The sequence below is a fragment of the Comamonas sp. 4034 genome, assembly GCF_050434545.1.
GTDB classification, from domain to species: domain Bacteria; phylum Pseudomonadota; class Gammaproteobacteria; order Burkholderiales; family Burkholderiaceae_C; genus Comamonas; species Comamonas odontotermitis.
Genome location: NZ_JBNDIT010000009.1, coordinates 1 through 22082 on the forward strand (window position 1 = coordinate 1; position 22082 = coordinate 22082).

Sequence of the window (22082 nt, forward strand, 5' to 3'; positions counted from 1 at the left end):
CCAGTTTGTGGTGCGGTACTTGCGCCGACCCCAGTTCGTCTCACTCATCATCCGAGCCTACTACCGCTGCGGCCCGGATTTGTGCAACAAAGCCAAAGCAATGGACGCGCCACTTTCAGATCGGGTGACTTGCATATTTCGAGGCGTTAGAAATCCTTGCAAACGAGTATCCTCGCTATTAAAATTTCCATTCGCATTGGCATCGCTGAAAACATACCAACCGCAGTCCCACTCATCTGAGCCATTTGCTAAATTGCAATCATTGGTGCCGGTCGCTTCTTTCCGCAGGGTGATTTTTCCTCCGCGACGAATGGCCTCGGAGCGTGCGAAATACAAGGTTGATTGCAGCCCTTCGAAGGTCTGTATGGCGCGCCAGCGTTCCATCAGTCCGGTAAAACTGGGTGCGGCCAAGGCAGCCAGTATTGCCATGATGGCAATAACTACCAGCAACTCGATGGCTGTAAAGCCTTGATAATGGCGTTGCGGATATGAATGGCGCATGCCCGCAAGCGTAGTAGAGGGCAAAAATAAACTGTTAAACGGATGACGGGTGGCAGACAAAACATGACAGATGGAAGCTGTATTAGTAAACGCGCCACAATAGAGACTTAACCAATCAATAGATAGATTTTTTGTGAACTCACATATGCTCAGGGCGCTGGATCTGGCTGGCAGCGCACTTTTCCTGACCTCCCCCAACCCCCGTGTCGGTTGCGTACTGGTGGATGGGCAAGGCTGCGTCATTGGAGCGGGCCACACCCAGCGGGCTGGTGGCCCGCATGCCGAGGTGATGGCGCTGCGGGATGCGGCTGCACGTGGGCATGACACCCATGGCGCAACGGCCTACGTGACGCTGGAGCCCTGTTCACACCACGGGCGCACCGGGCCCTGCTGTGATGCATTGGTCGCTGCCGGCATCACCAAGGTAGTGGCGGCTGTGGCAGACCCGAACCCCCTGGTGGCCGGCAACGGCTTTGCACGATTGCGCGCAGCGGGCGTGGCGGTGGAAGTGTGTGACGCGCAGAACAGCGGGGCGGCGTCACGCGACTTGAACATTGGATTTTTCAGCCGCATGGTGCGCAAGACTCCATGGGTACGGCTCAAGGCTGCCATGTCGCTGGATGGGAAGACGGCCTTGGCCGATGGCAGTAGCCAGTGGATTACGGGCGAGGCGGCGCGTGCGGATGGTCACCACTGGCGTGCCCGCGCCTGCGCCATCCTCACCGGCATTGGCACCGTGCTTGCAGATGACCCCGCTTTGGATGTCCGTTATGTCGATACCCCGCGCCAGCCACGCCTGGTGGTGCTGGACAGCCAGTTGCGCACGCCACCAACGGCTCGCATCTTTGCAGCCTTACGCCAGGTGCTGATCTATTGTGCGCAAGATGATGCTGGGCACCGGGCAGCACTGGAAGCCGCCGGTGCAGTGGTGGTCTGCCTGCCCGCAGCCGATGCCGCAGGCATTGACCTGCCCGCTCTGATGCGTGATCTGGGCCAGCGAGAGGTGAACGAGTTGCATGTAGAAGCTGGCGGCCTTCTGAACGGCGCCTTGCTGCAGGCCGGGCTGGTGGACGAGCTGGTGCTGTACCAGGCCTCCGTGTTGCTGGGCCAAGGCCAGGATGCCTTTGGCGGCATGGCTTTGGCACAGTTGCAAGATGCGACGCAGTTGGAGATGGTGGAGAGCACTGCCATCGGAGCCGACCGCCGCATTGTCGCCCGCGTCTCCGGCCACTATGATTTTTGACATGCAACCGCTTGCCACATAAGCGCTAGCAGCGGCTTTACCCTGCAGGCACTCATCGGCACCGACCGCGCATCAACCTGGGGCTGCGCTTTTCGAGGATCTGCGTTCTAGCTTGCATACCCAAGGCACGCACCCGCATTGGGCAAGCCTTTGCACTCGCGCAGCAGGCGGCGGTCGCGTTCAGCAGCGCTTTCCCCCCCCAGGTTCTTGCTGCGTTTGGCCTTGTGGGTTTTGGCGGCATGCGCCTCGGCGGTGGTGCCTCGTTTGCGGACGGCCCAGGCATCGTGAGGAGCCAGCAAAGTCACGCCGATGAAAGCGGCCATCAGTGTGCAAGCAATGTATGGTTTGCGCATAAATCTCCTCCGGGTTCGCATGAATCATGCGGTTGTCAGCTTAGGCCGCCGGGCCTGCCCCAGCCAGCCCACAACGCAAGAAACGGAGCGCCGTTGCACGCGCGCGACGCACGCTGCAGACACCTCTGGCCAATAACGTCGGACACCGCCGTTACAACCCTTGCCAGATGCACAGGGCGCTGTTTTGCCCCGCACAATAGGACTGCCGCCTGTTTTCGCCTTCACCATGTTCATTGATACTGCGCTCTCTTCTGCCAATCCAGCCCACGCGCTGCCTGCACCTCGGCCGCTGCGATGGGTTGCGGGGCTTGCCATTGCAGCTGCCATGCTGACGGGCTGCGCCACCAAGCTGCCCACCCAGGTGGAGAGGCCGATGTCCCATGCCGTGTCGCCCTCTGCCAACACTGCCCTGGGGGCACTCACCTACCAGCGCAAGCAGGCAGAGAACAAGGCCGGTACCGAAGCCTCGGGTTTTCAGATTCTGGCCGGCGCCCAGGCCGCCTATGGCGCACGCCTGGCACTGGTGCAAGGCGCACAGACGACGCTGGATCTGCAGTACTACGCCATCCATGCCGATGCCAGCACGGCCCGCCTCCTCGATGCCGTGGTCAAGGCGGCTCGCCGGGGCGTTCGGGTACGGGTGCTGCTCGACGATTTTCATGGCACCGGGCGCAATGCCCAGGTGATGCGTCTGGCGTTCGAGCCGAACATCGAGATGCGCATGTTCAATCCACTCATGGGCAGCCGCGACTCCCCTTTCAGCCGCATGTGGTATGCCGCAACCGATTTTCAGCGCGCCCAGCAGCGCATGCACAACAAGCTGTTTCTGGCCGACAACGTGATGGGGGTGATGGGCGGGCGCAACCTTGGCGACTCCTATTTCGACAATGACGACAGCTCCAACTTCCTGGATACGGACGTGTTGATCCTGGGGCCGGTGGTCAAGGATCTGTCTCGCAGCTTTGACCGTTACTGGAACAACGAACGCGCCTATCCGGTGCAATCGCTGATCAGCAAGGATCAGCTGCTGGCCATGCAGCAGGCGTCCCAGGCCAGCGAGGTTGCAGGTGCTGGCAATGGTGCGGCCCTGAGCGGAAGTGCCAGCAGCACACGCCCCATGCCGCCGGATGGAGAGCCCCGAGGCGGCAGTATCTCCACCGAGCAGCGCGCCCGTGCATGGGACATGCAGGCTTTGGATCTGCAGACGACCCCGCTGGTTTGGGCGCGGGCCGTGATGATTGCCGATGAACCCAGCAAGATTCCGGTCGTAGATTCGGATGGCAAGAACGAAGCCATGACCACGGCCCCCGGCGTGATGGAGAGCCAAGCCCTGCGCCAACTCCGCCTGCGGTCTGCACAGGCCGCCTCCCGCGCCTCCGCCAGCGGGGTAGCGCAGCCACCGCCTGCTGCCGACTCGGTCGTGGATGGCCTGATCCATCTGCTGGCCTATGCCAAAAAGGACTTGCTCATCGTCTCGCCCTACTTTGTTCCCAACGAAGACATGCGCTCGGCATTCAAGGCTGCGGTGGAGCGCGGCGTGCGCGTTCGCATTCTCACCAACTCGCTGTCTTCAAACGATGCACCCATTGCGCACGTGGGCTATGCCAGGTACCGCGAAGAGTTGCTTCGCAGTGGCGTGGACCTGTACGAGCTCATCAGCGACGACAGCACCTTGCGGGCCGCATTTGGTGTGGGCAGCGGGCAAAACAGCTTTCTCGAAGGCAAGCGCATCATGCTCCACGGCAAGATTCTGGTGCTCGACGGCCAGTTGTTCGTGACCGGCTCAATGAACCTGGACGAGCGCTCCAAACTGCAGAACACCGAGATTGCCGTTTTGGTGCGCAGCCGCGAGCTCTCCCGCCAAGCCACCGACATGATTGAACGCGGCCTGCAATCGGGCGCCTGGCATGTGGTGTTGCAGGATGGAAAGCTGGTGTGGAAGGCACCCCAGGGTAGCCAGTTGCAAGACGAAACCACGGAGCCCGATACCAGCCTGCCGCTGCGGCTGATGCTCAAGATCATCAGCCCGTTTACACCAGATTCGATGCTGTAAGAACCTGTTCAAAGGGTGCGTGCCTGCAATTCGTCCAGCCAGACGGTGATGGCGCGCTGATCGGTCATCACCCGCACATGCTGGTAAGCCGCTTCGGCCTCGGGGTAGGCGCGGCGCATCAGATTGAGCCATTGTTTCAGGCGCCCCGCCCGCTGGCGCGGCTCCAGATCAGCGCAGACCAGCTCCCAAAAGCGCAGCAGGGCGGGTACCAAGTCGGGCCAGCCGATATCGCGGTATCCTTGCGGCAGCGGTGTGCCAGCGCGCTCGGCCACCGCCTTGCGGATGCGCCAGGCCAGGCCCGGGTCTGCCACCATACCGCGGCCCAGCATCAGGTCGGTGCAACCTGATTCGGCCTGGCAGCGCAAGGCGTCTTCCACCGTCCAAATCTCGCCGTTGGCCACTACCGGTATCGTTACCGCCTCACGGACGCGGGCGATCTGGTCCCAGTAGGCAGGCGGGCGATAGCCATCCTGCTTGGTGCGGCCGTGCACCACCAGCTCGCAGGCACCTGCGGCCTGCATGGCCTGGGCACATTCGAGCATCAGGCTGCGGTCGTTGAAGCCCAGGCGCATCTTGGCCGATACGGGCAGGTGCGCCGGCACGGCGGCGCGCACAGACGCCACCACGGCATGGATTGCATCGGGATACTGCAGCAACGATGCGCCGCCACCGTGGCGGTTGACCACCTTGGCCGGACAGCCAAAGTTCAGGTCAATGCCTTCGGGCGACAGGGCCGCCAACTGCACCGCATTGGCCGCCATGCTGGCTGGATCGCTTCCCAAAAGTTGCGCACGCACGGGTGTTCCCGCCGCCGTATGGCTGGCGTTCAGCAGCTCGGGCATGGTGCGCAGGTAGACCTTGTCAGGCAGCAGGCTGCCTGTGATGCGGATGAACTCGGACACACAACGGTCTGCACCGCCAATGCTGGTGAGCACATCGCGCAGCACAAAGTCGAGCAGGCCTTCCATCGGCGCCAGGAGCAATCGCATGACGGTTTTTTTGAGTGTTTTTTGCCATTGGCGCGCAGCTGTCAAACGCCAATAGCTACCAATTAAATAGCAAACAAGTTACCAGGCCGCCTGCATGCGCCACAACGTCGTTACTTCGGCAGCGCGCGCGCGGTGCAGCGGGTTGGCTTCGTCCTGCGCCTTGGGGTGTCGCGGGCGGATATGGTGCTTGCCCACGACCTGCAAGCCGGCCTCTGCAATCCAGGCCAGCAGTTCTTCACGGCGGCGCAGCCCCAGGTGCTCGGCAAAATCGGACAGCACCAGCCAGGCTTCGCCTCCTGGTGCCAGATGCTCCGATACACCGACCAGAAAGCCGCGCAGCATGCGGCTGCCTTCGTCGTACACGGCACGCTCCACTGGCGCGCTGGGCTTGGCCGGCACCCATGGCGGATTGCACACCACCAGGGCCGCCTTGCCTTCGGGGAAGAGATCGGTCTGTGCCAGGGTCACCTTGCTGGCCACACCCAGACGCTCCAGGTTGTCGGCCGCACACGCCAGCGCACGCGGGTCGGTGTCGGTGGCCACCACCTGCTGCACGCCACGGCGCGACAACACCGCGGCAATCACGCCCGTGCCGGTGCCGATATCGAAAGCCAGGGATTTCTTGGCCAGCGCCGTGGGCAGCGGTGCCTGGGCGATCAGGTCGATGTATTCGCCGCGCACGGGCGAGAACACGCCATAGTGCGGGTGGATGCGGCCATAGCCGCGCGGTGCCAGTTTGGTGAGTGCGGGAATCTCCACGCCCTTCTTGCGCCATTCGTGTGCGCCCACCAGCGCCTGGAGTTCGCGCAGCGACACCACGTTGCCAGGTGCGCCACTGCCTTCACCTTCGGCAGCACCCCAGGCTTCTGCACAGGCGGCATCCACCTGCGGCGCGCGACGCAGGGCCACGCCGTACTGCGCGTCCAGCTCGATCAATACCATTGACAGCACGCGCGCGCGCTGGGCTTGCAGCTGGCGTTGCTGGTGAAAGGGCAGCGCCTGCTGCGGCGCGGGCATGCCCTTCTTGGCAGCGCCTGCGGAGGGTACAGGCAGCGCCTTCTTTTTGGTGCTGCGCTCACCCGTCTTGTCCAGCCGCCGGCCCAGGGCCTGCAGCAGTTGGCGCGCGTTCTGAAAATCGCCGCGCCACAGCAATGCCGTGCCTTCACAAGCGAGGCGATAGGCGGTATCGGCGGGCAGGGTGTCGTCTGCAAGTACCACGCGGGCCGGTGCGGCGCTGCCGCGCTCGCAACGCCATCGCGCACTGCGCTCGGCGTCCCCTTCGGTCCAGTGGATGGTGGCAAAGGGAACGGTGGAGGCATCGGTTGTGCCGTCAGGGCGAACGCTGGTCATGGTGGTTGCTTTCTCGCAAAGCATGCGGCGTGAGCCGCAAAAAACAAAAGAGGCCGTGCAGGACGGCCTCTTCAAGCATGTTCTGCGCTGCGCAGCGATCCGCTGTCGCAGCTGGTGGAGAGATTATCAGCGGTTCATCAAAGAGCGCTGCATGCGCACTTCTTCAATCTTGATGGCGCCCACGGTGGCCGTCTTGGCGGTGGACATTTCGCGCTTGAAACCTGCCGATTCATGGAAGCGGAGTGCACGCTCGTTGCGCAGAGGCACCCAGGAAGTCACCGAAGTGCAACCTTCTTCAGACAGGCCATCACGGGCAGCATCCCACAGCGCCACGCCAACGCCTTGGTCCCAATGGCTAGGGGCTGCATAAATGGCCCAGATTTCACCGGTGGTGGGGCGCGTCTTGGCATCGCGCGAGCGGTCAAAACCTACAAAACCGACGATCTTGTCGTTTTCCACGGCCACTTGCACCTGGGGTTCGCAAAACTCGATCGCTTCGCGCCAGTAGGCCTGGCGTTTTTCAACCGACGACATGGCTTTGAGCTGATCGTCGGGCAAGACGCCGCGATAAGCTTCTACAGAGGCAGAAGCGTGGATCTGAGCAATGGCTTTGGCATCACGAAGCGTAGCGGGACGAACCAGAATGGTGATAGTTTCAGACATGGATAACCGAAAACAAAAATCAATGAATTAACCAAAAAGCACGCACAACTCGTAATACACTGCGACCATCCCGCCCGGCCGGATGCCAGTCCCGCCCATGGAGCACCTCTGGGGCTCAACATGTGCAGTCTGCAGCACGCCATGGCTCACGCAGCAAAGGCAGACTGTGGCTGCCGATGGCTGTTTTAAGGGCGTATGGAAGAGTCAGCGCGGGAACAGCGCGCCGCAAGGGATGTGGTGCTCGAAAGCCTTCCATTGTCGCACTCCAGACATCATTTGGATAGTCCCTTGGTTGGCTTGTAGGTCAATTTACGCAAGGGTTTGCAAGCGTTGATATTTGCGCTAGGCGTTTACCCTAGGCATTACACCCCAAGTAAATCAAGCGCTTAGCGCAGCATCTTGCCCTTGAGCATGCGCATGATGCCGTCAAACCGCCCACCGTATGGGGGGTACAACCATTTCGCAGACGACCAGAGCGATGCGCGCAGCACCGGTTTTGCGTGCGAAAAACGCATGAATCCATGCCTGCCATGGATGGCGCCCCAGCCACTCGCACCCCAGCCTCCAAACGGCAAGCCATCGTGTACGAACTGCAGCAGGCAGTCGTTCATGCACACACCTGCAGCCCGTACACGCAAGGCCGCATCCAGGCCTTGCCTGGCATCGCTGCCAAACCAGTAAAACGCCAGCGGCACCTCCCCCTGGTTGATGGCGGCAATCGCATCTTCGCGCTCGTCGTAGCACAGCACCGGCAGAAGGGGGCCGAAAATCTCTTCCTGCATCAATGGCATCTGCGGCGTTGCTCCGAGCACCACCACAGGCGCAAGCTGCCGGCTGATGCCCTCCCCCATCCGGCTTTGCGGCACGGCAGGCTGGTCATCGCCCATGCGGACGAGCTGCGCCCCGCCCTGCTCGGCCTGCGCCAGCATGGCCAGAAGACGGCTGGTGTGAGCGGCATTGATGATCGAGGTGTAGTCGGGGTTGCCCTGCTGCTGCGGGTACATCTGCCGCACCGCATCGGCATAGGCATCGACAAAGGCGGCTTCGCTGCCCGCTGGCAGCAATACGTAATCAGGGGCAATGCAGGTCTGCCCGGCATTCAAGAGCTTGGCATGGGCGATTTTGCGCGCAGCATCGTGAATGTCGCAGCCTGCCTCCAGCAGGCACGGCGTCTTTCCACCCAACTCCAAAGTGGTGGGCACCAGGTGGTTGGCAGCCGCCAGCGCCACCTTGCGCCCTACGGCGGTGGAGCCGGTGAACAGCAGATGGTCGAGTGGCAATGCGGCCAGATCGGCGGCCGCCCCGGCATCGCCTACCAGCACGGCCACTTCGTCATCTGCAAAGTAACGCGCTACCCGCTCTGCCAGCAAGGCGCTGGTGGCTGGGGTGTGCTCGCTGGGCTTGACGATGACGCGGTTGCCCGCCGCCAGCGCGCTGATGGCTGGCCCCAAGGCGAGCAGTACCGGGTAGTTCCATGGCGCAATCACACCGATCACCCCGAGCGGTACGGGCTGCACCCAGGCGCGCGTCGGCAGCAAGTGCAAAGGCGTTGCAACGCGCTGGGGTGCAGCCCAGCGCTTGAGCTGGCCGAGCGCCTGGGCCAATTGGCTGCGCAGTGGCAGCAGCTCGGTCAGCTCGGTCACCCTGGCAGAACGCTGCCCAAAATCAGATTGCACGGCAGCGCATATCTGGTCTGCGCTGTCTGCTATCAATTTCTGCAGACGCAGCAACCGCTCGCGCCGCAGCAGCAATGGCGTGTCGGGCTCCGCGCGGCTGGCCGCACGCATGGCGGCAAAGCGGGAGTGCAGTTCGCTCACGTCCATAACATTCCTTGTAGGCGTTGCATTGAATAATCCGCAACGTATAAAGCTCCGGGTTGTTGGTACCGCAGGTCCTGCGGTGCATCCAACGGCAATAAAAAACCCGGCCAGCGGCATCCGCGTAACCGGGTTTTATCCAGAACAGGGCGCGCCCTGCCTTCTTCAATGCTGCGAACGAATCTCGCGCGGCTCCACATCGGTAACGTCGATGACCGCAGCACGCCCTGGCGCAGATGCCGCGGGGCGGTCACCGCTGCTGCCGCCATTGGCAGTCCAGCGCGCCGTGGAGCGGTACACCGTGGTCCACCCCGAAGCCGGGTTCATCTTGAATGCAAACGGAACCACCGGTTTGCCGGTCAGCTTGGCCCACAACATGCGAGCGCCCCACAGGAGCGCGGCGATGGCGGCTACCACCAGCAGGCTGGCGAAAAACACCAACCCGGCCAGCACGACGACCACTCGCAAAGTCCAGCTCACCACGGTTGCCAACAATTCGTTCAACGCATTTCCTTTCAAAGCTCATGGCCCATCACAGCACTGCTGCATGACACCATGTGATGGGCATGCTGCGATTTTTCAAGCCCCGCACGGCCCAATGACCGTCCAACAAGCATAGCGCACTGCAATGCTTGTGGGCTCAGCATGGGTACTGGGCAGGTGCCCAGCCCCCGGCATCAGGCCTGCTCCACCGACTTGCCGAAATGGAACTCGCCAGGCGCCTGTACTGGATCGACCGACACGGGAATGGTGCTCTTGGGCGGATACTTGCCTTCCAGCAACAACCTCGACAGCGGGTTCTCAATGCGCTGCTGAATGGCGCGCTTGAGAGGACGGGCGCCAAACACCGGATCGAAGCCCACCTTGGCCAGCTCGGCCATGGCTGCATCCGACACCTGCAGGTGCAGATCCATCTTGGCCAGGCGCGCCTCCAGTTGCTTGAGCTGGATACGGGCAATCGATTCAATGTTCTTGGCATCCAGGCCATGGAACACCACCGTCTCGTCGATACGGTTGAGGAATTCGGGGCGGAAATGGTTCTTGAGTTCCCCCCACACCGCGTCTTTTACATCTTCATACGGTTGCCCGACCATCGCCTGGATGAGCTGGGAGCCGATGTTGCTGGTCATCACGATCACCGTGTTCTTGAAGTCCACGGTCCGGCCCTGGCCATCGGTCAGGCGTCCGTCGTCCAGCACCTGCAGCAGGATGTTGAAGACATCGGGGTGGGCCTTCTCCACCTCGTCCAGCAGAATGACGCTATAGGGCTTGCGACGCACGGCCTCGGTCAGGTAGCCGCCTTCGTCATAGCCCACATAGCCTGGGGGCGCTCCGATCAGGCGCGATACCGAGTGCTTTTCCATGAACTCGCTCATGTCCACACGGATCAGGTGGTCTTCGCTGTCGAACAGGAAGCCCGCCAAGGCCTTGCACAGCTCGGTCTTGCCCACGCCGGTCGGGCCCAGGAACAGGAACGATCCGGTAGGCCGGTTCGGGTCGGACAAGCCGGAGCGAGAACGGCGGATGGCGTTGGAGACGGCATTGATCGCCTCGTCCTGGCCCACCACACGCTCGTGCAGCTTGGCTTCCATGTGCAGAAGCTTGTCCTTTTCGCCCTGCATCATCTTGGCAACCGGGATGCCAGTCGCGCGGCTCACCACTTCAGCGATTTCCTCGGCACCCACCTGGGTGCGCAGCAGCTTGTGGCCCTTGTCCTTGGCCTGTTCGCCCTTTTCGTCCTTCTGCACGTCGGCCAGCTGCTTTTCCAGGCTGGGCAGCTTGCCGTACTGCAGCTCAGCCACCTGGTTGAAATCGCCCTTGCGCGTGGCTTCCTGGATCTGGAACTTGATCTGGTCAATCTCCTTGCGGATCTGCTCGCTGCCCATGGCATCGGCCTTCTCGGCCTTCCAGATTTCCTCCATGTCGGCGTACTCGCGCTCGATCTTGGACAGGTCTTCCTCGATCAGCGCCAGGCGTTTCTGCGAAGCCTCGTCGGTCTCCTTCTTCATCGCCTCGCGCTCGATCTTGAGCTGGATCATGCGGCGTTCGAGCTTGTCCATCACCTCAGGCTTGGAGTCGATCTCGATCTTGATCTTGGCAGCGGCCTCGTCGATCAGGTCAATCGCCTTGTCGGGCAGGAAACGGTCGGTGATGTAGCGCGCCGACAGCTCGGCTGCAGCGACGATGGCCGGGTCGGTGATATCCACGCCGTGATGGGCTTCGTACTTTTCCTGCAGGCCGCGCAAAATGGCAATGGTGTCTTCCACCGAAGGCTCGTTGACCAGCACTTTCTGGAAGCGCCGCTCCAGCGCCGCATCCTTCTCGATGTACTTGCGGTATTCATCGAGCGTAGTAGCGCCGATGCAGTGCAGCTCGCCGCGCGAGAGCGCCGGTTTGAGCATATTGCCCGCGTCCATGGCGCCATCGGCCTTGCCCGCGCCCACCATGGTATGGATTTCGTCGATGAACAGGATGATGCGCCCTTCTTCCTGCGCAACTTCCTTGAGCACCGATTTCAGACGCTCTTCAAAATCGCCCCGGTACTTGGCACCGGCCAGCAGGCCTGCCATGTCCAGCACCAGCACTTTCTTGTCGCGCAAGGTATCGGGCACTTCGCCCGCTACGATGCGCTGGGCCAGGCCTTCGACAATGGCCGTCTTGCCCACGCCGGGCTCGCCGATGAGCACCGGGTTGTTCTTGCTGCGCCGCTGCAGCACCTGGATGGTGCGGCGGATTTCGTCATCACGACCGATCACCGGATCGAGCTTGCCGCTTCTGGCGCGCTCGGTCAGGTCAAGGGTGTATTTTTTCAGGGCTTCCCGCTGGCTCTCGCCATCTGCGCTGTCCATACTCTGTCCTCCGCGCACGGCGTCAATCGCCGCTTCCAACGCCTTGCGGGTCAACCCCGCTTCACGAACGATGCGGCCCGCCTCACCCTTGTCATCGGTCAAGGCCAGCAGGAACAGTTCGCTGGCATAGAACTGGTCGCCACGCTTGATGGCCTCCTTCTCGGTCGCCTGCAGCACGCGCTGCAACTCGGGACCCACCGTGACCTGGTCCTGCCCCTGCACCTGCGGCAGGCGCTTGATGGCATTCTCGGCTGCGGTCGTCATCGCCGCCACATTGGCGCCGGAGCGTGCCAGGAGCGACTTGGGGCCATCTGGCTGGCGCAGCATGGCAGTGAGTACGTGGATGGGTTCGATATAGGCGTTGTCGTTGCCAAGCGCCAGCGATTGGGCGTCCGACAGTGCCTCTTGGAACTTGGTGGTTAATTTATCGATTCGCATGAAATGAATATTCCGTCTGGAAAATTGAACTGCAGAATATTTTGCGTCGCCTGCCGGTTTTTCAAGAAGCTGCAGGCAGCCTGATACGGGTATATCAGGCGCGCGCCATCCGGTCTGCAGGACGAATCCCACAGTGTTTTTTCATTCAAATCAGCCAATAATGCACAACGGAAAAGCGCCTGTAGCTATGGTTTTGAAAGCAACGTGCCCATGCAGCAGATGCGCAGCATTCGTGGCTTGTCCACCATATTCAGCAGCCGCATGCGGATTGATAAAAGCCGCAACCTCTATTGCTATATAAAAAATAGCTGTCTGCGCTCACCAGCTAAGCGCCAACAGCCATTTTCATGAAATTCCGCAACAACTGTCAGCAAGAAGGCGTTACGGCGCCAAGGCCCTTGCAGACCACGATTCAGTTCCAGCGAGCCATCGCTGCGTCGTCGGCCACTCGCGCGTCCACCCAGCGCGCGCCGTCGGGGGTGTCTTCCTTCTTCCAAAAGGGTGCCTGCGTCTTGAGGTAATCCATCAGGAATTCGCAGGCCGTAAAGCTCTCGCCCCGGTGCGCGCTCGACACGGCCACCAGTACGATCTGGTCCTGCGGCGCCAACAAACCCACGCGATGGATGACGCGCGCACCATAGATATCAAAACGCTGGCGCGCTGCCTCCACCATCTCGGCAATCGACTTTTCAGTCATGCCCGGGTAGTGCTCCAGCTCCATGCTGGCCACGCTACTACCGTCATTGCGATCACGCACCGTGCCCACAAAGCTGCACACCGCGCCAATGCGCGCATCTGCCGCGCGCAGCAGGCGCAGCTCCTCGCTCACATCAAAGTCAGCGGTCTGGACGGCGATATGGGTGTGGAACATGGAGATAAATCGGTCAACTGGCGGGGTTGGGATAGGCCAAGCGTAGCATGGCTCATCAACGCGTTGAACCAAATTTCCGTCCGGAAGGCCGCAGAAATATCCGCGCTGATGGCGCATCAGTCCATCCATACGGGCCCGCCATGTGGGATGCCGTGTAAACCACGCCGCCCCGTCAGCCCTTCTCGCTTGCGGCACACTAACAGCAATTCTGTATTTTTGACAAAATGCCATGCCCAGCAAAACCTTGAGCGCCCACGGCTACCTGCTCTACCCCAACCCACGCAACGAGCACCGCATCGTGTTCGAGTACCACGTGTTCGTCCCCTACCCCTACGCGATCATCGATATTCCGGCCATGGATCTGGTGGGCAAGACCAGCGTCTATGCCGCCTGCCGCGAGACCGACCAGAAGATGGGCCAGGTGGTGACGTTTGAGCTCGAAGAGGATGTGGCCCGTTTCGAGAAGCGTTTCACACCGTAACCCAACAACTATCAAAACAATAGCTTCCTGCGCCTGATGGAGTAGCGCCAGAAGCTATTTTTTATGCTCATACCGTCTTATGCCACTTCTTGCACGCGGCGGTAGCCATCGGCGGCTGTCAGCAGCTGGCGAGCGTAGTCGGTCTGCACGGCACCGGCCCGTACTGCATCGGTACCAAGGCTTTCAACGATCCGGCCATGCTGCATGACCGAGAGCTGACTGCACAGGAATGCAACGACGGCCAGGTTGTGGCTGACAAGCAGCATGGTCAGGCCCCGCTCGTGGTGCAGCTTCTTGAGCAGGTTCAGAACCTCCGCCTGCACCGATACATCGAGCGCGCTGGTTGGCTCGTCGAGCAGCAGCACCTGCGGCTCCAGCACCAGGGCACGGGCGATGGCCACGCGCTGGCGTTGCCCACCCGAGAGCTGGTGCGGATAGCGATAGCGAAAGCTGGCGTCCAGCCCCACATCGGCCAGCGCCTGGGTCACGCGCTCGGCCACACGATCCATGCCGTGAATCAAAAGCGGCTCACGCAAGCTCTGGTCTACGGTGAGGCGCGGGTGCAGCGACGCATACGGGTCCTGAAACACCATCTGCACGGCACGGCGCTGCGCCTTGGGCATGTGCTTGGCAACCGGCTGACCGGCTACCTGCATCTGACCGCCACACAGCGGCGTCATGCCGCACAGCGCCCGCAACACGGTGGATTTGCCCGAGCCCGATTCGCCCACCAGCCCATAGGCCTGACCCTGCGGCACCTGCAGGCTCACCCCGTGCACCACGGTCTTGAAGCCCTGGGGCGTTTCAAAACCGATGCTCACACCATTCACATCGATCATTGCAGACCTCCTGTCATGGCGGCCTGTGGCTCACGCCAACGCGGGTCGCGCTGCATGGTGGGCAACCATGCCTGGTCCTGCTGCAAGCGGGGGCTGGCGGCCAGCAGGGCGCGTGTATAGGGGTGGGTGGCCTGGTTCAAGTCACCGGCCGCACAGGTTTCCATCACCTGGCCAGCGTACATCACCACCACGCGGTCACAAAACTGGCTGACCAGTTCCAGATCATGGCTGATCAGGATGAGGCCCGTGTTGTGCCGGGCGATCAATTCGTCCATCACGCGCAGGGTCTGCATGGCCACCAGCACATCCAGCGCGCTGGTCGGCTCATCGGCAATCAGCAGCTTGGGGCCGGAAGAGACCATCATCGCAATCATCACGCGCTGGCCCATGCCGCCAGACAGCTCATGCGGATAGGCCTTGAGCACCTGCTCGGGATCGCGGATATGCACGGATTCGAGCGCCTGCACCATGCGCGCCTGCAGCGCCGCGCCCTTGAGGTGCGGCTCACGCAGGTGAAACGCCTCCTTGAGCTGGCTGGCAACGGTCATTACCGGGTTGAGGGAGTATTTAGGATCCTGCAGGATCATGCCGATATCGCGCCCGCACAGTTGGCGGCGCGCGGCAGGTTTCATCGCCAGCAGGTCGCGGCCTTCAAAGCGCATGTCGTCCGCCGACCACACCGCCCCCGGCGCCAGCATGCCCAGCAGCGCGCGGCCGGTGAGCGATTTGCCCGAGCCCGACTCACCCACAATACCCAGGCGCTCACCCGGCATCAGGGTGAGCGACAGGCCACGCACCACTTCGCGCAGCGCGCCGGTGGCGGTTGGAAAGCTGATGCGCAGATTGCTGATCTGCGCAAGCGGGGTGGGCGTATGCACTTCGGTATTCATGACGGAGCCCTCAGTCAGCATGGCGCGGGTCAAATACATCGCGCAGGCCGTCGCCCAGCAGGTTGAACGCGAGGCTCACGATCAGGATCGCGATACCCGGCACCGTGGCCACCCACCAGGCATCCACCAGCACATTGCGGCCCGATGCCACCATGAACCCCCATTCCGGGCTGGGCGGCTGCGCGCCCAGGCCCAGAAAGCCCAGGCCCGCCACGGTAAGGATGATGCCTGCCATATCGAGCGTGGCACGCACAATGACCGAAGACATGCACAGCGGCGTGATATAGCGCCACAGAATGCGTGCATGGCTTGCGCCCTGCAGCCGCGCGGCATGGATGTAGTCGCTCTCCACCACCTTCAAGGTCTCGGCCCGCGCCAGGCGCGCGTAGGCAGGCCAGGCGGTGATCGAAATTGCAATCACTGCATTGACCACACCCGGCCCCATGGCGGCGGCAAAGGCGAGCGCCAGCACAATCTTGGGAAAGGCCAGCGCAATATCGGTCACACGCATCAGCACCGTATCGACCCAGCCGCCAAAGTAGCCCGCCACCACGCCGATCAGCAAACCGATCGGCACCACGATCACCAGCACCAGCATGGCAATGACGAGTGTGAGGCGCGAGCCGTAGACAACGCGCGAGAAGATGTCGCGGCCCAACTGATCGGTGCCCAGCCAGTGACCTGCACTGCCAATGGGCTGCAGGCGGTCGGCCAGCACCTGGGCGAGGGGATCGTGCGTAGCAATCCACGGTGCCAGCAGCGCCACCAGCAGCAAGACCACGAGCACCAAGAGGCCCGCCATGCTGAGCGGGTTGCGGGCAAAGCGGCGCGCGCGCCGGTACCACAACCCCCAGAAGGCCTGGCGCGGCGATGCAGGCGCATCGGACAGCAGCCAATCCCGCAGGGGTAGCCTGGATTCGGCAGACGTAGTGTTATCTAAATTCATAGCATTTCGCGCTTTATTGACAAGCGCCAACAGCTTTTTCTTCCATATTCAAGCCTTGCGGCGTGCACGCGGATCAAACACCGCGTACAGCACATCGGTCAGCAGGTTGATCACCACAAAGACGGTGCCGATCACCAGGGTGGAGCCCAGGATGGCGCTCATGTCGGCGTTCATCAGCGCGCCTGTCAGATACGAACCAATGCCTGGCCACGAAAAGACGATCTCCGTCAGCACCGAGCCTTCGAGCAGGTTGCCGTAGGTGAGCGCAATGACGGTGAGCAGCGGCACGGCGATATTGCGGAACGCGTGGCTCCATACCACGCGCCATTCGGGCACGCCCTTGGCGCGCGCGGTGATGATGTATTCCTGGCTCAGCTGCTCCAGCATGAAGGCGCGCGTCATGCGGCTCAAATACGCCACAGAGAAATAGCTCAGGATCAAAGTAGGCAGCGCAATGTGCCAGAGCGCATCGCCCAGCACGTCCCACTCGCCCGCCAGCGCGCTGTCGATCAGCAGACTGCCGGTCACCTCAGCCACCATGCCGTCGTACACCGGGTCGATGCGGCCCGGCCCGGGCAGCCAGCCGAGTTTGGCATAGAACAGCATCAACCCCATCATGCCCAGCCAGAACACGGGCATGGAGCTGCCAATCAGGCTGACAAAGCGCGCAATATGGTCGGTGAGCTTGTTGTGACGCACCGCAGCGGCCACACCCAGCGGCACGCCCACCAGAACGCCCAGGATGGTGGCAAGCGTCGCCAACTCCAGCGTGGCGGGAAAGACGCGCTTGATGTCTTCCCACACCGGGTTGCTCGTCAGGATCGAGGTGCCCAGGTTGCCGTGGAGCACATCGCGCACATACATTGCAAACTGCTGCCACAGCGGCTTGTCCAGCCCCATGGCCTCTTTGGCGGCGTTGTAGATATCGGGCGTGGCGCGGTCACCAACGACGGCCAGCACCGGATCGATCGGCACCATGCGGCCAATGTAGAAGGTGATGGCCAGCAGGCCAAGCAAGGTGATGGCGAGCATCACCAGCCATTGCAGCAAGCCTTTGGCACGGCGCCACAGGCGCTGGCCCGCGCTGCGCTGTGCCACCGCTGGCGCAGCAGGGGTGGCGGTGGCAGCAGAGGGAACGGAGGAAGAGCTGGAGGCCATAGAAAACCAGAATCACAAGGCTGACTGTGCAACCCCGGTGATCCGGGACACACAGCACGGATGGCGCAGCGCGGGCACGCATCGACAGCGGCACGCGCCCTGCGGCTTCAACACTCAGTTCTTCTTGACGGAACGGTATTGCACCAGGTCATAGATCGGGCCGACCGTGAAATCCTTCACATTGCTCTGCATGGCCACCTGGCTGACCTTGTTGAACATGACGACGTATGGCGAAACCGGTTGAAAGTCCTTTTGCATCGCCTGGTACAGCGCTGCCCGCTTGGCGGTGTCCTGCTCGGCCAGCGCCTCGTCGGTGCGCTTCGTGAAATCCGGAATGTCCCAGGCATTGCGCCACGACAGCATCTTGTAGGGCGATGCATCGGAGTTATCCGGGTTCCAGGCAAAGCCCTGTGCGTTGGAGTGCGGATCGAGGTAATCGGCAGACCACTCGCCCATGTAGATGTCGTGCGTGCGGGCACGGTACTTGGCCAGGGTCTGCTTGTTGTCGGCAATGTTCAGCGTCAGCTTGATGCCGACCTTGGCCAGATCAGCCTGCACGGCCTGCGCGACCTCGTTGTAAGGATAGGTGTTACGCACCTCCATGGTCACGGCAAAGCCATCGGGCAGGCCCGCCTTGGCAAGCAGCGCCTTGGCCTTGGCCACGTCCTGCTTGTAGGGGTTGTTCTTCCAGGCGCCCAGCATGTTCGGGGGCAGGAAGGTCTGGTGCACGTTGTAGAGCGATTTGACGATATTCTTCTGGATACCGTCGTAGTCCACCGCGTAGCGCATGGCTTCGCGTACTTCGGGTTTGGCCAGATTGGGATTCTTCTGGTTCATGCCCATGTAGTACACCACGGCCTGCGGCACCGGCTGCAGCTTGACCTTGCCGGTTTTCTCCAGCGCAACCATGTCGTCGGGGCTCAGCTCGCGGGCAATGTCCACATCGCCCTTTTCCAGCAGCAGGCGGCGGCCCGATGCCTCTGGCACATGGCGCAGCACCACGCGCTTCATTGCAGCAGGCGACCGGTGGCCGTCAAAGCGGTCCAGGGTCAGGGTCTGGTTGGCAGTCCATTTGTTCAGCTTGAAGATACCCGAGCCCGCTTCGTTGGTCTTGAGCCAGCCATTGCCCATGTCATTGCCCTGCGCCTTTTCGGTGAGCAGCTTTTTGTCGACGATGGACGCAGGCCAGCTGCCCAGAATGGACAGTACGAAGGTCGGCGCGAACTTGCGGTCGGTGGTGACGGACACGGTATTCGCATCCACCAGCTTGACGTTCTGCAGCGCATTGTCCTTGGTCAACCCGATACCGGCCAGCACCACGGCCGCGCCCTTGCCCAAAAGCGGTGTGCGTTGCAGCGACCAGGCCACATCTTCGGCAGTAACGGGGTTGCCTGAGTGGAACTTCTGGCCCTGGCGGATCTTGAACGTGAAGGTCTTGCCGTCTTCGCTCACGCTCCACGATTCGGCCATGTCGCCATCGAATTCGCCAGGCTTGGACAGATTGGCGCGAATCAGCCGGTCGTAGGTGTTGGCCAGGTACTCCATCGGCACCAGCTCATAGACTTCGGCCGGATCGAGGGTGGAGAATTCGTCAAGCGTGCCGGCCATCACCAGCATGTCCTTGGGAGTGGCCGCCTGCGCGAGGGGCAGCCAGCCCACAGCGGCGGCTCCGCACACCACGGCCGCAGCGGCGGCCAATACCTGTCTACGAATCATTGTCTGCATGGAAGACTCCTCTCTTGGGTATCTGAAAAGCGGAAGTGCCGGAAAGGCCAAAAAACCTGGAAACCTGCAAAAGCACACAGCGTGCCAACCCCACTACGGATTGTTCAATCCATGAGCTTGGGCACGCCCCCGGCGCCATCTTCGATCAGTGGGTACTGCATGGCGCCAGGCAACTGGTAATGCCACCACTCGCTGGGAATGTGCTCAAACCCTGCCGACAGCATGATGCCCAGCAGCATCAGCCGGTTCTTTTGCACCTGCGCGGGCAGGCCAGCGCAAAAATGAAAGGATTCGGCCTGCATGGCATCAAAGCCGGTGCCCATGTCCATCTGCTGTCCGTTTTCATCCAGCAGGCTGACATCGACCGCACAGCCGCGCGTGTGGTGCGAGCCGCGCTTGGGGTCGGCCACAAAAGTGGGATCCTGGGCATAGTCAAACAGAATCTGCTGCGCCTGCGCAGGCCGGTAGGCATCGAACACCAGCAGACGCACTCCCGCCTGGCGTGCCGAGAGCGAGGCGCGGGTCAGCGCCTTTTCGGCGTCAGGGTGGAGGTAGCAATAGGCGTTGCGGTAGACGGGCCGCCCCATGAAATTGTCTGCCGTGGCGTATGCCAGATACAGATGCACATCGTGGTCGTCTTCGGTAATGGAAACCAGGGAAGCAGTGGGCGCCATGAGATAGGTTTACCGCTCGTGCTAGCGCGGGCAGCGCTATGGGTGTGGATGCAGACCGCATCGTCAACCCGGCGGAGGTCATCGTAAAAACTGTTGATCACGATAACCATATTCACTCATGACGCATGTTGGTGCTAACCCCTGTATCGCCATGCGCTACACTTTTTGCATGCAAGACGGCAGCCAGATTTTCATCCCCGACTCTTTCATCGCGCTCCACCAGGGCCGCAACCACAAACTGCTGACGCCGCTGGCCGAAGTGGCCACCCGCTATGAGCTATGCGAAGACCTGGCCCAGATGCTGGTGGAGCAGGCGCAAATCCTCTACCACCAAAGCGCACCATCGGAAGCCGCCATCTTGAAGACCATGCTGATGGGCCTACAGGGCGAAGGTGCCGTGGTGACACAGCCCGAGGCACGCTGGGTGATTCTGCGCCTGGCCGAGCTGCTGGAGTGGAAGGCGCCAGAACTCGCCCAGCCAGAATCCTGATTTTCCCTCAAACAGGCTGCCTCGAAACCCATGCAAAAAGCCGCGCAAGGCAGGCTTGCGCGGCTTTCTTTTGTACCCAAAAAACGGCGGTCAACCGCCAGTCACGGGCGGAAAAAAGGCAATCTCGGCACCATCTTCAAGCGTGGCGTCTTCATCGCCCATGGTTTGGTTGACCGCAATACGCACGGCCCTTCCACGCGCCAGGCAGGTGGCATAAGGTTCGCCGCGCGCCAGCAAGGCATCGCGCAACGCGCCTACATCGGCGGCATCCGTTTGCAAACTCTCGCTGCCCCGTCCAATGGCTTCGCGGATCGACGCGAAGTAACGCAGCTGAATGTTCTTCATCGACATGTGTTGACTCCCAAAACCCTAGCGAGCTGTCAGCCCAGCAATTGCGCAAACGGAATGAATCGCACCAGATCACCCCGGGCTATCGTGGTACCGGCAGGATTGTCGACCAGCCCATCGGCCCACACTGCCGAGGTGAGCACGCCCGAGCTTTGGTTGGCAAAGCGTTCCAGGCCGCCATGTGCGTTAATGCGTGCACGCAGGAACTCCTGGCGCCTGTCGGCGCGCGGCCAGTCAAAATCGGCACGCATGGTGACAGCCTGCGGCGCGACATTCTGCACGCCTTGCAGACACAGCACAAAAGGCCGCACGAGTAGCGCAAACGTCACAAAGCTCGATACCGGGTTGCCCGGCAAGCCGATGAAATGGGCACCATCTACCTTGCCATAGGCAAACGGCTTGCCGGGCTTGATGGCGATAGCCCACAGATCGAGACTACCCAGCGCCTGCACGGCGGGCTTGATGTGGTCTTCTTCACCCACCGATACGCCGCCGCTTGTCAGCACCAGATCGCAATCCTGCGCGGCCGATTGCAATGCAGCCACTGTGGCTTCATAGCTGTCGGGAACGATACCCTGGTCGACCACCTCGCAGCCCAGCCTTTGCAGCATGGCGCGCAGAAAGAACCGGTTGCTGTTGTAGATGCTGCCCGCCGGCAGATCTTGCGGCGCCACCTCGCCAGGCATGACCAGCTCGTCCCCGGTGGAGAACAGGGCTACACGCGGGCGCCGCGCCACCTGCAGGCTGGCGCAGCCAATGCTGGCGGCCAAGCCCAGTTCTGCGGGCGAAAGCCGCGTGCCAGCGGCAATGATGGTACTGCCGCGCGCAATGTCTTCGCCACTTTTGCGGATGTTCTGACCCATAACCACGGCAGCGTTGATCTGCACGCTGCCATCATCGCGAGGCGCGCATTCTTCCTGCATCACCACTGCATCAGCGCCCGCAGGCACGGGCGCACCGGTAAAGATGCGCGCTGCAGTACCTGCGGCCAAAGCCGTGCCTACACTGCCTGCCGCAATACGCTGGCTGACGGGCAGAACCGCGCCCGCCTCCGGTACATCGGCGACACGCAATGCATAGCCATCCATTGCACTGTTGTCGAACGACGGCACTTGCAGCGCCGACACCAGATCCTGCGCCAGTACGCGGCCGTCCGCGTCAAAGGTGCTCACCGACTCTGCAGCAGCAAGCTGCTTGGCCTGTGCCAGCAACTCGCCCAGGGCATCGGCCAGGGTCTTGAGTGGTGGTCGGGTGGATGGGTTCATCTCGGTAATCCTCAATCTTTCAAAGCTGCGCAGGCGGTGTCTGCGAACGCTTGCGCCATAGCGCCATGGTTTCCTGCATTCTGGCCTGTGCGAGCCCTATCTCTGTTTGACATGGGGCAGTGAAGCAATGCATCCGGTC

The 22082-nt window shown here is 61.8% G+C and carries 21 protein-coding genes; 4 read left to right on the forward strand and 17 right to left on the reverse strand.

The features are described 5' to 3' along the window. Nucleotides 1–60: 60 nt before the first annotated feature. Nucleotides 61–561: a GspH/FimT family pseudopilin gene (locus tag ABIE32_RS11250; RefSeq protein WP_429016147.1), complete on the reverse strand. Its 501-nt coding sequence runs from the start codon at nt 559–561 to the stop codon at nt 61–63. Between the two features lie 85 nt (nt 562–646). On the opposite strand from ABIE32_RS11250, the gene ribD reads away from it, so the two are divergent. Continuing rightward, the gene (ribD, locus tag ABIE32_RS11255) at nt 647–1744 is read left to right on the forward strand and encodes a bifunctional diaminohydroxyphosphoribosylaminopyrimidine deaminase/5-amino-6-(5-phosphoribosylamino)uracil reductase RibD (protein ID WP_429016449.1); all 1098 of its coding nucleotides are present in this window, start codon (nt 647–649) and stop codon (nt 1742–1744) included. 107 nt (nt 1745–1851) lie between these two features. Here ribD and ABIE32_RS11260 read toward each other — a convergent pair whose 3' ends face one another. After that, nucleotides 1852–2097 carry a hypothetical protein gene (locus ABIE32_RS11260; RefSeq protein ID WP_429016148.1) on the reverse strand — a complete coding sequence of 82 codons (246 nt, stop codon included), beginning with the start codon at nt 2095–2097 and terminating at the stop codon, nt 1852–1854. 226 nt (nt 2098–2323) lie between these two features. On the opposite strand from ABIE32_RS11260, the gene ABIE32_RS11265 reads away from it, so the two are divergent. Beyond that, the gene (locus ABIE32_RS11265) at nt 2324–4150 is read left to right on the forward strand and encodes a phospholipase D-like domain-containing protein (protein ID WP_429016150.1); all 1827 of its coding nucleotides are present in this window, start codon (nt 2324–2326) and stop codon (nt 4148–4150) included. An 8-nt stretch (nt 4151–4158) separates the two neighbouring features. Here ABIE32_RS11265 and ABIE32_RS11270 read toward each other — a convergent pair whose 3' ends face one another. From ABIE32_RS11270 to moaE, 7 genes are all read right to left on the reverse strand, one after another. Further along, nucleotides 4159–5139: a tRNA dihydrouridine synthase gene (locus tag ABIE32_RS11270; RefSeq protein ID WP_429016152.1), complete on the reverse strand. Its 981-nt coding sequence runs from the start codon at nt 5137–5139 to the stop codon at nt 4159–4161. 78 nt (nt 5140–5217) lie between these two features. After that, on the reverse strand, nt 5218–6489 hold the full coding sequence (locus tag ABIE32_RS11275) for a methyltransferase (RefSeq protein WP_429016154.1): 1272 nt from the start codon (nt 6487–6489) through the stop codon (nt 5218–5220). Between the two features lie 126 nt (nt 6490–6615). After that, nucleotides 6616–7152: a GNAT family N-acetyltransferase gene (locus tag ABIE32_RS11280; protein WP_224151561.1), complete on the reverse strand. Its 537-nt coding sequence runs from the start codon at nt 7150–7152 to the stop codon at nt 6616–6618. A 386-nt stretch (nt 7153–7538) separates the two neighbouring features. Next, a complete protein-coding gene (locus tag ABIE32_RS11285; RefSeq protein WP_429016157.1) occupies nt 7539–8975 on the reverse strand; it encodes an aldehyde dehydrogenase family protein in 1437 nt (478 codons plus the stop codon). 159 nt (nt 8976–9134) lie between these two features. Continuing rightward, the gene (locus tag ABIE32_RS11290; protein ID WP_429016159.1) at nt 9135–9473 is read right to left on the reverse strand and encodes a hypothetical protein; all 339 of its coding nucleotides are present in this window, start codon (nt 9471–9473) and stop codon (nt 9135–9137) included. A 173-nt stretch (nt 9474–9646) separates the two neighbouring features. Further along, nucleotides 9647–12256 (reverse strand): ATP-dependent chaperone ClpB, encoded by a 2610-nt coding sequence (gene clpB / locus ABIE32_RS11295; protein ID WP_224151558.1) that lies wholly within the window; start codon nt 12254–12256, stop codon nt 9647–9649. Between the two features lie 412 nt (nt 12257–12668). Further along, nucleotides 12669–13127, reverse strand: a complete 459-nt coding sequence (moaE, locus tag ABIE32_RS11300; protein ID WP_429016161.1) for a molybdopterin synthase catalytic subunit MoaE — start codon at nt 13125–13127, stop codon at nt 12669–12671. A 229-nt stretch (nt 13128–13356) separates the two neighbouring features. On the opposite strand from moaE, the gene ABIE32_RS11305 reads away from it, so the two are divergent. Further along, nucleotides 13357–13608, forward strand: coding sequence for a hypothetical protein (locus ABIE32_RS11305; protein ID WP_224151556.1), 252 nt, complete (start codon nt 13357–13359; stop codon nt 13606–13608). 77 nt (nt 13609–13685) lie between these two features. Here ABIE32_RS11305 and ABIE32_RS11310 read toward each other — a convergent pair whose 3' ends face one another. The 6 genes from ABIE32_RS11310 to ddpX form a co-directional block, all read right to left on the reverse strand. After that, the gene (locus tag ABIE32_RS11310) at nt 13686–14447 is read right to left on the reverse strand and encodes an ABC transporter ATP-binding protein (protein ID WP_429016163.1); all 762 of its coding nucleotides are present in this window, start codon (nt 14445–14447) and stop codon (nt 13686–13688) included. Further along, nucleotides 14444–15337, reverse strand: a complete 894-nt coding sequence (locus ABIE32_RS11315; RefSeq protein ID WP_429016166.1) for an ABC transporter ATP-binding protein — start codon at nt 15335–15337, stop codon at nt 14444–14446. Before ABIE32_RS11315 ends, ABIE32_RS11310 begins: the two co-directional genes overlap by 4 nt. Before the next feature lie 10 nt (nt 15338–15347). Further along, nucleotides 15348–16283, reverse strand: a complete 936-nt coding sequence (gene nikC, locus ABIE32_RS11320) for a nickel transporter permease (RefSeq protein WP_224151554.1) — start codon at nt 16281–16283, stop codon at nt 15348–15350. Between the two features lie 48 nt (nt 16284–16331). After that, the gene (locus ABIE32_RS11325; RefSeq protein WP_429016169.1) at nt 16332–17441 is read right to left on the reverse strand and encodes an ABC transporter permease; all 1110 of its coding nucleotides are present in this window, start codon (nt 17439–17441) and stop codon (nt 16332–16334) included. A 114-nt stretch (nt 17442–17555) separates the two neighbouring features. Next, nucleotides 17556–19166: an ABC transporter substrate-binding protein gene (locus ABIE32_RS11330; protein WP_224151553.1), complete on the reverse strand. Its 1611-nt coding sequence runs from the start codon at nt 19164–19166 to the stop codon at nt 17556–17558. A gap of 104 nt (nt 19167–19270) precedes the next feature. Continuing rightward, on the reverse strand, nt 19271–19840 hold the full coding sequence (gene ddpX, locus ABIE32_RS11335; protein WP_224151552.1) for a D-alanyl-D-alanine dipeptidase: 570 nt from the start codon (nt 19838–19840) through the stop codon (nt 19271–19273). A 169-nt stretch (nt 19841–20009) separates the two neighbouring features. On the opposite strand from ddpX, the gene ABIE32_RS11340 reads away from it, so the two are divergent. After that, entirely contained in the window at nt 20010–20330 is a 321-nt protein-coding gene (locus ABIE32_RS11340) for a hypothetical protein (RefSeq protein WP_429016450.1), read from the forward strand. A gap of 90 nt (nt 20331–20420) precedes the next feature. Here the strand turns inward: ABIE32_RS11340 and moaD are convergent, their stop codons facing one another. Continuing rightward, nucleotides 20421–20675 (reverse strand): molybdopterin converting factor subunit 1, encoded by a 255-nt coding sequence (gene moaD / locus ABIE32_RS11345; protein WP_429016452.1) that lies wholly within the window; start codon nt 20673–20675, stop codon nt 20421–20423. A 35-nt stretch (nt 20676–20710) separates the two neighbouring features. After that, nucleotides 20711–21943: a molybdopterin molybdotransferase MoeA gene (locus ABIE32_RS11350; RefSeq protein ID WP_429016171.1), complete on the reverse strand. Its 1233-nt coding sequence runs from the start codon at nt 21941–21943 to the stop codon at nt 20711–20713. Between the last annotated feature and the right edge of the window lie 139 nt (nt 21944–22082).